We start from the raw sequence: 12,449 nt of genomic DNA, 5'->3' as shown, positions 1-12,449 counted from the left end.
ATCGATAGGAATCGTATCCAGAGTACTTTGCTTCTTTTTAGAGATTGTTCAAAAAGACCGCTTTTGATAAGAAACCGTCTATCGACGTACCTTCAAGGAAGACAGACCGCGTTTAAAGGTAATTTTTCTTGCAATATCATGAAGCAATGGCTCTGGATGTTTATACTTTCTGATATTATAAGAAAACCAATCGAGGCCAAAACCCGACCTTCTTGAACTCGCACTTTATATTAAATGTACGGAGCCATCGTAATATCGCCCTCATGATAATAAAATGAAACCCGTTCCGCCGGGTCCTTAATAAATCTGGTGTATCTGCCGATAACTATTTTAGAGCCTCCGTAGACCACTTTCACGACGTCAACGCGGGCCCGCACTGAATCTTCCAATGTTTTCTCGATTTCCAGTATACGTTCTTTCGCTTCCATCTGCTCCCGGTCATTCGATTTCTTGGTGGCGTTCAGTTTGAGCCTAAGCGCCATCTTGTCGGGCGGTAGCTGTCCTGAAGCAGCCAGCTGATTCAACAAATACAATGCCTTGTCCGTCTTGTCCTGCGCCTCCGCCAGCTGCCTGATCTTGCCCCGCAGTTCGGATAGCTCGTTTCTTAGCTCCGGCAGAACCCCCACCTCAATCGTCGTCATGGTGGACATGCTGTTGCCGATAGTTCTGGCAATGACCCGCTCTCCCGCCTGAATGACACCGCCGACGATCAGCCCTTTGGTAGCGTTGCACAGTACGTTTCTTCCTGCCCGGATGTTGGAGTGCATGATGCTCTGCGAGACGATGACATCTTCCCCGGCGATGACGTTGCCGTCCTGGATGAAAGAGCTTTTTACATGTTGGCCCGCTTTCACATAACCTTTGTTGTAACCGATGATCCCGCTCGTAATTTCAATGGACCCTTCCGCTTCCAGCTCCGCGCCCTCTACGCCGCCGACCACGCGGATATCCCCTGCCGCTTTCACACGGAATCCGGTCAGAACGTTCCCACGGATGACCACGGTACCGACAAAGTCGATGTTGCCTACACTGTAATCCACGTCCCCATTCACCTCATAGACGGGAAAAACGTTGATTTTTCCTTTATCCGTCGTGGCGATCAGGCCGTCGATGGCGGCATACATGGCTGTGTTTTCCGGGTCGACCACCACATTTTTTCCTACCTTAAAATAGGCTTCTTTGCCGGGCTTGAACGGGATCATTTCCCCGGTAACGCTGAGTCCCGGTTTGCCAGGCTCGGGCGGGATCCGTTTGGCGATCAGCTGGCCCTTCATGACATTGTTGAGACTGATCAGTTCTTTATAGTCCACTCTGCCGTCTTCGGTCTCGAGCGGCCTGTGCTCCTTGTCATCTCTGAGGTTGAAGGCATACTCGATCCGGCCGTCCTTACCGCTGACCGGCTGCTCACCGAAGGCAATCGCGGTCCGTCCAAACATGTATTCCTGAGGATGGCTGCAGATCCGGCTCAGGACCGCCTGGTCCATGCCAAACTGGACTTGATGGCTCCTCAAAAAGAGCTGAAGCTCTTCCTCCGTCACCTCAAAATCCTCGGAACGCTTGGAGAACTGCAGATAGGCGACGCTTTTATCCTCCGAAAAGGTAATATCCAAATAGGTTTCAAGCGCGATTGGAGCTGTCAATCGTTTTCCTCCTTTCTACTCGTGCAACGGTTAATCGTTTTGCATCAGTAAATCCCGGTTCTTCTCCAGCGTTGCGCGCAGCCGTAAAATGGCCTTGGAATGAAGCTGGGATATTCTTGAAGGTGAAAGTGACATGACTTCTGCTATTTCGCTTAAAGATAAGTCCTCATAATACAGCAGGGATACGACGGTTCTTTCTTTCTCGGTAAGCTTCTCAATTCCTTTAATGAGAGACTCCCGCAAATAAAACTCGTTCACTTTGTAATCCGGATTTTTGGCCTTGTCGTCGACCATCACGGACAGACGCGTCTCGGATTCCTCCTCGCGGATCGGGTCCTCCAGCGAGCAGAGTGACATGACCGCGACTTCCTGAAGCATCTGGTGAAAATCTTTCTCGGACACGTTCAAATATTCACTCATCTCCAAGTCCGTCGCAGACCTCAGGTACCTCTGTTCGAGCTGCTGATAGGCGTCCTCGATCCGCTTGGCCTTCTCCCGGACGGAACGGGGCACCCAGTCCCCCTGCCGCAGAGAATCGAGAATAGCTCCCCTTACCCGGAAAGAAGCGTAGGTCTCAAACTGCAGTCCGCGTTTATAGTCAAATTTGTCAATAGCATCGATCAGGCCCATGACGCCGTTGCTGGCCAGATCATCCTTGGAAACATTCCTTGGAAGGCCGATGGCAAGGCGGCTGGAAACATAATCCACAATGTGGAGGTGTTTCTCGATCAGGGACTTTTTTGCTTCAATATTTCCGTGTTCTTTCCATTGCTCCCAGAGCTCGGCATGATTCAGGTGAGAAGCTTTGCGCTCGCTCATTTCCCCCACCCCCTATTTTTCTGACAGGTGTCGAACGGCTTTCGCCAGTTCTTCCGGATCTTTCGCCGAAACCAGCTTCGGCGGATTGAGTGGTGTAAAGCCTCCCCCATCCTCTTGAACGGAGGCGGGCTTCGGCGTCAACAGATCATTTAACTCATCGCTCTCATCCGGGGTCGTCACATCGAACCGGGCACCCCGCTCCTGTTCGGCTGCTGCCTCCTGCTCCGCTTCGGGAACGCTGACCACACCCCATACCCAGCGGAGCAAAAAGGCAAGCAGAAACCAGATGACAAAGGATATCAGCCCTCTGATCAAGCTGGTCATAAACAGGTTGTTTCCCATCGAGATCAGCAGCGTCAGCACGAATCCGACAGCACCAAACACAAGGTTAAACAACAAATTTCCTTTCATGGCTACAATTCCTTTATACCCATTTGTACACTGCGCACGGACAGGATTCCGCTGCCTGAATCCAGTTCAATGGTTCGTCCGTGACTTCCGCCCGTGTCTTCGGCGATTAACGGGATATGAAGATTTGACAGCATCATTTTGCATGATTCCACATTCCTGGGGCCGATTCTCATCGTATCCCCGGTACCGGCCATCAGGAACATTTGCGATCCTCCGGCCATCTTGGCGACAATTCTGGAAGGCGAGGCACCTATGGCCACAAGCCGCTCCAGCAAGGCAGGCACTGCGGTATCCGCATATTTGGCGATATTCAGCTGCCCTTCACGGGCAATGTCTGAGGACGGCAGCATAATATGAGCCATACCCGCAATTTTGAGCAGAGGGTCGTGAAGGGTAATTCCGACGCATGATCCGAGGCCCAGCGTGCGGATGACCCCGGGATCGCGCACGACGTTCATGTCGGCCATGCCTACTTTAACGATGCTTTGCTCTTCAATCATTCTCTAGAGGCACTCCCAGGGCTTGAAAAATTTTCGCGAACGAGTCCGGATCGGGGATCAGAAAGAACTTCCCTTCCACCTCATGATCGCCCTCGAGAAAAGTCGTATCGATCAGCAGCGCATCGTCACCCATTTGGCCAAACTGGAGCAGCCCGTAGCTCAGAACGGCGCCGGCCATGTCCATCGCCAGGCCAGGGACCGTCGGGGACAAATCCAGCTTCGTAAAGTCGGCGAGCGAGGACAGGTACGAACCGGCCAAAATATTGCCGATCTCGCAGAGTGCCGATTGCTCCATCTCATCGAACATCCCGTCCTGGTCGACCTGCATGCCGGCCAGTCTCTTCAACAGGCTTTTGGCTGCTTCCGGGCTTAGAATAAAGAACAAATTGCCTGGAGCGTCGCCTTCCACCCTCAGAAAAATAGCAATGACGATTCGCTCGGCCCCGCCGACCCTGTCGGCAATCTCTTCAAAGGGAAGCAGCTGCACTTTGGGAACCGCCATATCGACCGGCTTATCGAGCAGGCGGGACAGCGCCGTTGCCGCATTGCCCGCCCCGATATTGCCGACTTCCTTCAGGACATCCATTTTGAATTCCTTAAAATGCTTAAAGACCTCCACGAACTACTCCTCTAGGCTTTCCAGCTGAATGATTTCGCTCTTCTTCAGCACCTCGGACAAGTTCAGCATGATGAGCAGACGGTCATCGCCGATTTTTGCCACGCCGTCCAGGTATCTGGCCTTAATGCCTCCGACGACTTCCGGCGGAGTCTCGATCCGGTCTCTGTTCAGATCGATGACATCATTGGCCGAATCGACGATAAAGCCGACTTCCATTTCGCCTACCACCACGATAATGATCCGCGTTTGGTCCGTATGTTCGGTTTCCGGAAGGCCGAAGCGTCCCCGCAGGTCGATCACCGGAATAACGACGCCCCGCAGGTTGATGACGCCCCTAACGAACGTGTATGTCTTCGGAACGCGTGTAATGGGAAGCATGCGCTCAATCGTTTGGACTTTGTCGACTTCGATTCCGTACTCTTCACTGCCCAGCTTAAATACAATGACTTTGATATCTTCTCCCATGCCCTAAACCTCCTTATTTAAATGCGGCGTATTTGCAATTCTTTACTGTCGCCGCAAGCCTTCCTTTATCGCAAACCTTCCTATTTAATGAAGACGTTCGGGTCCAGAATCAAGGCCACCTGGCCGTCGCCCAGAATGGTTGCCCCCGAAATTCCTTTGATTTGCGGCAGATACTTTCCAAGGTTTTTCAGGACGATTTCGTTTTGTCCGATAAATTCGTCGACGGCCAAAGCCGCCAAACGGTCTCCCTTATGGATGACGATGATCTCGGTTTCGCTTTCGTCCTCTTCATTAAAGTCAGGAACTTCAAAAATGCGGCTCAGCGAAATGAGCGGGATCATCGATCCACGGAAATCCACCATTTTGTTACCATGCACCTGGCGGATTTGCTCCTTCTTGACGATGCCTGTTTCCACGATCGAGCTGAGCGGGATGGCATATTTCTCGGATCCCATCTTCACGAGCATCGCGGCGATGATCGACAGGGTTAGCGGCAGCTGCACCGAGAAATTGGTTCCTTTCCCCGGTGTCGAATAAATGGTCACCTGCCCGCCGAGCGAAGTGATCTTTGCCTTCACGACATCCAGGCCGACTCCCCGGCCCGATACGTCGGAGATTTTTTCGGCGGTGCTGAAGCCCGGCGCGAACAGCAGCTGGTGCACCTGCTCGTCCGACATGCCCTTCGCTTCCTCCTCGGTGACGATGCCTTTCTTCAGCGCGGATTTCAAGACGTTGTCACGATAGATGCCGCGCCCGTCTTCTTCAATTTCGATAAAGACGTGATTCCCGCTGTGGAAAGCCCGAAGGTGTACGGTACCCGTCTCCGGTTTGCCGGCGGCAACCCGGTCCTGGGGCGACTCAATGCCGTGGTCGACCGCATTGCGCAAAAGGTGAACGAGCGGATCCCCGATCTCATCGATAACGGTACGGTCAAGCTCTGTTTCTGCGCCAGTAATGACCAGCTCCAGCTTTTTATCCAGCGATTTGGCCAGGTCGCGGACCATCCGCGGAAACCGGCTGAACACCGTATCGACCGGCACCATTCGCAGCTTCAGGACGATATTTTGCAAATCGGAGCTGACGCGGCTCATATGTTCTACGGTCTCGGTCAAAGCATGGTTCTGCACCTCCGAAGCCAGCTGTTCCAGGCGTACCCGGTCGATCAGCAGCTCGCTGAACAGGTTCATGAGCACATCGAGCCGTTCGATATCAACCCGGATCGTGCGGGCCGGAGCACCGCCGGTTTTGGCGGCCGGCTTGGCGGCTGCCGCAGGTTTGTTATCCTTGCTCTCTGCCGCTGGCGCAGCGGCTGCCGGAGCGGCAGCGTCAGGTTTCGTTTCTTCGGCCACAGCCGCCGCGGATTGGGCGGATGCCGCCCCCATCTCGGCCATTTGCTGCAGGGATTCGTGATCGAGTTCTACTACTGAGGCTTGGTCAATCTCCGAAACGTTCAAAATTTGCTGTTTGAGTTCGGCAGGATCTTTTTGTGTTATGTAGTAGAGTGAGAAGCTTTTTTCGAATTTTTCCTGCTCAATATCCTGCACGGTTGGATGGGACTTAATGACTTCGCCGGACTTCTCCAGCAAATCAAACACCATATAGGCGCGGACCGCCTTCAGCTGGCAATCGTCCCGAATGGCGACGTCAATATACAGCACGCGGTGCCCTTCCCCTATAGACTGCTGTAAAACGGAGTATTGAAATTCATCAAGCTGGATGGCGGTATTGGTTTCTTGCTTGGCCGGAGCGGAGCCTGCGGACTTCGCGCTGCCGGTGGAAGGGGCTTCTCCACGAACGATCGCCTGAAGGTCGGCAACGATTGCCGATACGTCGGCTTTCCCTTCGCCGCCCTGGGTAATATCCTCCACCATAGCCTCAAGTGCATCGAGCCCTTTAAACAGCGTGTCGAAGATAAAGTCCTGCATCACCAGCTTTTCGTTCCGTACCAGGTCGAGCACGTTCTCCATTTGGTGGGTCAGCGACGCCAGGTCCTCGAAGCCCATCGTAGCCGCCATCCCTTTCAGCGTATGAGCCGAGCGAAAAATAATCTGGACGATGGAGAGATCATTCGGTGTCTGTTCGAGCAGCAGCATGTTTTCATTCAAGGATTGCAGATGATCATTGGACTCATCGATAAACATGGATAAATACTGATTCATGTCCATTATGAGACACCTCCTAATAAGTTTGCTTTCCGTTGCCTACAGCCTGGACGAGCCCTGCGGCAATATTGTGAAGCGGTAATACATGACTCACGCAGCCAAGTTCCACTGCGGAACGCGGCATGCCGTATACGATGCAGGTCTCCTCGCTCTCCGCAAACGTGCTGGTAACCCCGGCATCGTACAGCCGCTTCATCATCTTTGCCCCGTCACTTCCCATCCCGGTCATCAGCACCACGTGGCGTTTCAGGGAAGGAAGCTCAAGCAGGGATTCGAACATGACATCCACCGACGGACGGTGGCCGCCTACCGGACTCTCCTCCGTCAGCGAGATCATTAAGCCCCGGTTCGGATCCGGCACGATTTTCGTATGATAGCCGCCCGGGGCAATATAAGCGAACCCTGGCTCCAATGCCATTCCCTTTTCGGCTTCAACCACGGTCAGCGGGCTGAACGTATTCAGCCGTTGGGCGAGGGATTTCGTAAAATTGGGCGGCATATGCTGAACGATGACAACGGGTGCCGGAAAATCGGCCGGAATGCCCTCAAGGAGCGTCTTCAGCGCCCGCGGTCCGCCGGTGGAGCAGCCGACCGCAACAAGCTGTGTATACGCGGTTGCTGCCCTGCCCTCCGCTGTCCGGCTGGGCTTGGCGGCATCCGTTCCCGCAGGCTTGGTTGTTTTCGCTTCTTGTGCCGAAGGAGCGGATTCCAGCACCTGGTGCGTCAGTTCGCGCGTTGTCCTGCTATTCGGGGAGTCCTGATGTTTCTTTCCTGCTCCAGGCTTGGAAAGCTTCGTCGCCTTGGGCTTGTCAGGCTGCTGCAGAACAACCTCCTTATCGGGAGCGCTCTCCTGCGCGGCTGCCCCGTTACGAGCGCCGGTTTCTTTCGCCAAGTCCGGGAGCGGACGCCTCCGCCCAAGCTTTGGCAGGACTGCCGTTGAAACCGGAGCAGCCGTGGCGGGCTTGTTCTTCCGCTTCTCCTCCTCCGCTTTCCAAAGCGCTCTCCGTTCCTTGGCCGCCATAGCTGCCTTCATCTGCTCAAGCAGGGCATCCCGAACGTCATCGATCTGCTGCGCATGCGCTACGGACGGCTTGCGGATAAAATCAAACGCTCCGGCTTCAAGCGCCTTGATCGTCTCCCTCATGCCGGCCTCATTGATGCCGGACAGCATGATTACCGGCAGCGGATGCGCCTGCATAATGACCGTAAGCGCTTCGAGTCCGTTCATCACCGGCATCTCCACGTCCATCGTAACGAGGTCCGGCTGCTGGCTTATAATTTTGTCTACGGCTTCCTTTCCGTTAACAGCCGTATCAACGACCCGAAATGCGGGATCCTTTTCAATGAGATCGGATACGATCTTCCGCATGAAAGCCGAGTCGTCCACTACTATGACTTTGTATGGCGTCATGCCGCTTGTTCACCTCTGTTCCTTAGTACAGAAAATCATTTTGTACGACGAAGCCATTTATGCATAAACCCTTTGATTCCTGTCAAGGCACTTGGTTCCGGGGGAGCCGGTACGAGCAAGTAACGGTATGCGATCCGCTGCAGATCCTTCGCTGCATTGCAGTTCGGGTATGCAAGGGAAAAGGGAACCTGCTTCTTCACGGCTTGTACAACATGACTGTCATCTGCGATGTAACCCAGCATGGTCGTTTCCACGCCCAGAAAACGCCGGGCCGCCATGGCGATTTTGTCGGCGGTTTGAGCCGCTTCCTTCTCATCGCCCGCCCGATTAATGATCAGCTTGAAGGTAACGCCCGGTTCCGCGCCGCTGACCACCTTGATTAAAGCGTAGGCGTCGGTGATTGAAGTCGGCTCCGGTGTGGTCACAACCAGGCATTCATCCGCCGAACGGATAAAGTTCAGGTTCTCCTTGGACAGCCCCGCGCCGGTATCGAAGATGATATAGTCCATCTCGTCTGCCAGTCCTTCAATCTGCTCCGTAAAATAAACCAGATCCTGCTCGGAGAGTGACAGCAGCTCGGATAACCCGGAGCCCCCGGCGATAAAAGACAACGAATGTGGTCCCTTCTCGATGATTTCGCTCGCCGACTTCTCACGCTGGAGCAAATGGTACAGGTTGAATTTTGGCGAGATGCCCATCAGTACATCGATATTGGCCATACCGATATCGGCGTCAAACACCAGCACTTTCCGTCCCATCGCCTGCAGGGCAAGGGCAAAGTTGAGCGTAAAGTTCGATTTGCCTACGCCTCCCTTTCCGCTCGTGACGGTGATCAGCTTGGCGGTTTTCCCCTTCCCGGTCAGCCTGGGTTCCATTCCGGCTTCGGCTCCTCTCCCGCCGGATCCCTGCTGCCGGATCAAATCCCTTAATGCTTGTGCCTGGTCCATCATGGCGCCTCTTCTCCAAGCAGCATACGACACAGCTTCTTGCTGTCCGGAAGCAGAAGGTCTTCAGGCACGTTCTGGCCGTTAGTCATGTAGGACAGGTACAGCGGGTATTCCCGGATCAGGTTAAAGACGGAGCCGCAGCTTCCGGTCTCATCCAGCTTGGTGAAGATCACCTTGTCCAGCCCATACTTGCTGAAGTGTTCTGTGATCTTCTTCATATCCTGGCTCTTGGATGTCAGGCTGAGCACCAGAAAGGTTTCGCTGTGGTCCGTTATGGCGGAAAACAGGCTTTGCAGCTCCGAGACGAGCAGTTCGTTACGATAGTTGCGGCCGGCCGTGTCCATCAGGATGATGTCGCAGTCCTGAAGGCGCTGAAACGCCCGCTGCATATCACCGGGCGACTGCACCACCTCCAGCGGGACATTCAGAATGGAGGCGTACGTCCGAAGCTGGTCAACCGCCGATATCCGGTAGGTATCGGATGTGATCAGGCCAACTTTCCGGTGAAAACGCAGCAGCTGTTCCGCAGCCAGCTTGGCGATGGTCGTCGTTTTGCCGACCCCCGTAGGACCTGCGACATAGACGATCCGAGTGCGGTTGGCAATGCCTCCGCCAAACCGCTCCGACAGGAACGCCAGCACCTGGCTGCGTACATGTGCAAACAATTCCGTATCCCCGAGCGTCCGGCCGCTCTCTTCCCAATGATCGAAGGAGGAGGTAATCCACTCCTCGATGAGGTCAAAGTCAACCTCCTGCTGGATCAACCGCTCCTGCAGCTTCTCCAGCACAGCCGGCAGCTGCTGCTTCATCATCGACTGGCGGGAGATTTTGGCCATCCACGCCTTCATTTCCTGCAGCTCTTCCAGCAGCTTGGCCTCCACACTGTTTTTGGCCTCCGGCTCTCTATCCTCTGCCGGCTGAGGCTGTTCAGAGCGGCTGAGTGCTCCGGTGGTCTGCCCCCGTTCCGAAAGAGGGAACGTTACGTTGGAAGGCGGCGTCTCGTTCGCAGCTGCTGATTCCCCATAGCCTGCCGTCTGGGTCACGGCCTTGCCGGCTTGAACGGATGTCATCTCCGCCCCCCGAGGCTCCGGACGAACAGGAGCGGCCTCCGGCTGGGCTTGATCAGCAGTAACCTGGGCGCCGGTTGCGGCAAGGGTCAGCTCGGCGGTCTTCTTGTATGCCTGCGGCACGGCCTTCTGTGGGACGGCCGCCTTTTGAGGAGCCGGGGCCTGCGCCTGCCGCTGTTTCGTTGCTGTATTCGCCTGTTCGTCTGCTTCCACCGCGGCGATGACCTCGATTTTTTTCTTCTTAAACATGCCCAGGAAGCCGCCCAGCTTGGTCTCCTTCGTGCTCAGAATGACGGCATCGCTGCCCAGGTCATTGCGGATTTGGAGCATAGCTTCAGGCATCGTATCGACCACATATCGCTTTACTCTCATAAGTTCACCACTCCGACACTTTGAATTTCTACATTGGGTTCAAGCTCGCTGTAAGAAAGAACCGGAATATCCTGCATGGTCCGCTCGATCACCTGGCGCAAATACATCCGGATGGTCGGCGAGGCAAGCAAAATGGGTTGCTGTCCCGATTGAAGCAGGCGGTTGATCTGCTCACTGAGCTTCTGGTACACCGTCTGGGTAGATACCGGGTCCATCGCCAGATAACTCCCCTGATCCGTCTGCTGGACGCTGTCGGCAATCTTTTTCTCCAGCGTTGGCCCTACCGTAATGACCTTTAGCGTCTCGCCTTCCCTGGAGAACTGCTGCGTAATTTGGCGGGATAATGCCTGCCGCACATACTCGGTCAGCACATCGGGGTCTTTCGTATATTGGCCGTAATCGGCCAGCGTTTCAAAGATCGACACCAAATCCCGAATCGAAATTTTCTCACGAAGCAGCTTGGCCAGTACTTTCTGAACATCTCCGATCGACAGCACCGACGGAATGAGCTCGTCGACGAGAACCGGATAATTTTCGCGCAAATTGTCGACCAGCGTTTTCGTCTCCTGCCGTCCAAGCAGCTCGTGGGCATGCTTTTTGATCAGCTCGGTCAAATGGGTCGCCACGACGGACGGCGGATCCACTACCGTATAGCCCGAAAGCTCCGCGCGATCCTTCGTCGCTTCGTCAATCCACAAGGCCGGGAGTCCGAAAGCTGGTTCCAAAGTTTCAATTCCCGTGATCGATTCGTCATCGTATCCGGGACTCATGGCCAGGTAGTGATTTAATAGTAATTCACCGCTTCCGACGGTATTCCCTTTAATTTTAATGACATATTCGTTCGGTTTTAGTTGAATATTGTCGCGGATCCGGATCACCGGGACCACAAGTCCCAGCTCTAAGGCGCACTGTCTGCGGATCATAATGATCCGGTCAAGCAAATCTCCGCCCTGCTGTGTATCCGCCAAAGGAATCAATCCGTAACCGAATTCGAATTCGATCGGGTCCACCTGCAGCAGGTTGATGACACTTTCCGGACTGCGCACCTCTTCGATCTGCTGTTCCTCTTCCAGCTGCTCCACCTCGATCTGCTTTTTGTCCATGTTCCGCTGCATCCGGTAAGCGGCAAAAGCGAGCAGCCCGGCCAGCGGAAGCGTCGTGATGAGATGAATCGGAGTAAACAGCCCGAGGAGGGCAATCGTCGCCGCCACAATGTACAGCAGCTTCGGGTACGACAGCAGCTGTTTGGTCAGATCGTTCGCCAAATTGCCTTCCGAAGAAGAACGCGTCACGATCAAACCGGAAGCCGTTGAAATTAAGAGTGCGGGAATTTGACTGACCAGACCATCCCCGATAGTTAGTACCGAGTAGGTGGACATTGCATCCTGGAAGGACAGGCCCCGCATGGCGATCCCGATAATAAAACCGCCGACCAGGTTGATCAGCAGGATGATGATGCTCGCAATCGCGTCCCCTTTGACGAACTTGCTCGCACCGTCCATCGCGCCGTAAAAGTCCGCTTCGCGTTCTACTTTGCGGCGCCGCTCCCTGGCCTGCTGCTCATTGATCATGCCGGCGTTCAGGTCGGCGTCAATGCTCATCTGCTTGCCGGGCATCGCATCGAGTGTGAACCGGGCGGCGACTTCCGCCACGCGTTCCGATCCCTTCGTGATGACGATGAACTGCACGACAACCAGAATCAGAAAGACGATAAAGCCGACGGCGATTTCCCCTCTGGCGATCCAGCTGCCGAACGTTTTGACGACGTCGCCGGCAAAGCCCTCGGACAGGATAAGCTTGGTCGTCGAAATGTTCAGCGCCAGCCGGAACAGCGTCGTAATGAGCAGAAGCGAAGGGAAAATGGAAAACTGCAGCGCTTCCTGCGTATTCATCGCGACGAGCAAAATAATGAGCGCGAGCGAAATATTGATGACCAGCAGCACGTCGAGCAGCCAGGACGGGATCGGAAGAATCATCATCATTACAATGCCGATGACGCCGGTCAGTATCGTTATCTCTTTTAATTTCAAAGCTTC

11 protein-coding genes are annotated in these 12,449 nt (G+C 54.5%); all 11 read right to left on the bottom strand.

Going from position 1 to position 12,449, the window contains the following annotated elements; genetic code table 11:
* Positions 1–230 precede the first annotated feature (230 nt).
* Positions 231–1,640 carry a flagellar assembly protein A gene (locus ABIE48_RS09020; RefSeq protein ID WP_105443618.1) on the bottom strand — a complete coding sequence of 470 codons (1,410 nt, stop codon included), beginning with the start codon at positions 1,638–1,640 and terminating at the stop codon, positions 231–233.
* A 30-nt stretch (positions 1,641–1,670) separates the two neighbouring features.
* Positions 1,671–2,459, bottom strand: coding sequence for a FliA/WhiG family RNA polymerase sigma factor (locus ABIE48_RS09015; RefSeq protein ID WP_145156753.1), 789 nt, complete (start codon positions 2,457–2,459; stop codon positions 1,671–1,673).
* A gap of 12 nt (positions 2,460–2,471) precedes the next feature.
* Positions 2,472–2,870: a hypothetical protein gene (locus tag ABIE48_RS09010; RefSeq protein ID WP_076168097.1), complete on the bottom strand. Its 399-nt coding sequence runs from the start codon at positions 2,868–2,870 to the stop codon at positions 2,472–2,474.
* Between the two features lie 2 nt (positions 2,871–2,872).
* Entirely contained in the window at positions 2,873–3,370 is a 498-nt protein-coding gene (locus ABIE48_RS09005; protein ID WP_192714738.1) for a chemotaxis protein CheD, read from the bottom strand.
* Complete coding sequence (locus ABIE48_RS09000; protein WP_285855177.1) at positions 3,363–3,956, bottom strand: chemotaxis protein CheC; 594 nt, start codon at positions 3,954–3,956, stop codon at positions 3,363–3,365. The genes ABIE48_RS09005 and ABIE48_RS09000 overlap by 8 nt, the downstream gene beginning before the upstream one ends.
* 36 nt (positions 3,957–3,992) lie before the next feature.
* A complete protein-coding gene (locus tag ABIE48_RS08995; RefSeq protein ID WP_105443621.1) occupies positions 3,993–4,454 on the bottom strand; it encodes a chemotaxis protein CheW in 462 nt (153 codons plus the stop codon).
* An 80-nt stretch (positions 4,455–4,534) separates the two neighbouring features.
* Positions 4,535–6,619 carry a chemotaxis protein CheW gene (locus ABIE48_RS08990; RefSeq protein WP_192714739.1) on the bottom strand — a complete coding sequence of 695 codons (2,085 nt, stop codon included), beginning with the start codon at positions 6,617–6,619 and terminating at the stop codon, positions 4,535–4,537.
* 13 nt (positions 6,620–6,632) lie between these two features.
* Positions 6,633–8,027 (bottom strand): protein-glutamate methylesterase/protein-glutamine glutaminase, encoded by a 1,395-nt coding sequence (locus ABIE48_RS08985; RefSeq protein WP_192714740.1) that lies wholly within the window; start codon positions 8,025–8,027, stop codon positions 6,633–6,635.
* Between the two features lie 35 nt (positions 8,028–8,062).
* On the bottom strand, positions 8,063–8,977 hold the full coding sequence (locus tag ABIE48_RS08980) for a MinD/ParA family protein (protein WP_192714741.1): 915 nt from the start codon (positions 8,975–8,977) through the stop codon (positions 8,063–8,065).
* Entirely contained in the window at positions 8,974–10,413 is a 1,440-nt protein-coding gene (flhF, locus tag ABIE48_RS08975) for a flagellar biosynthesis GTPase FlhF (protein WP_192714742.1), read from the bottom strand. The genes ABIE48_RS08980 and flhF overlap by 4 nt, the downstream gene beginning before the upstream one ends.
* On the bottom strand, positions 10,410–12,443 hold the full coding sequence (flhA, locus tag ABIE48_RS08970) for a flagellar biosynthesis protein FlhA (protein WP_076168118.1): 2,034 nt from the start codon (positions 12,441–12,443) through the stop codon (positions 10,410–10,412). The genes flhF and flhA overlap by 4 nt, the downstream gene beginning before the upstream one ends.
* Positions 12,444–12,449 lie beyond the last annotated feature (6 nt).

It is taken from the genome of Paenibacillus sp. OAE614, from assembly GCF_040546645.1.
Lineage (GTDB): Bacteria > Bacillota > Bacilli > Paenibacillales > Paenibacillaceae > Paenibacillus_AQ > Paenibacillus_AQ favisporus.
Note: the sequence above shows the minus strand (reverse complement) of the source record. Positions and strands in the feature narration are given on the sequence as shown.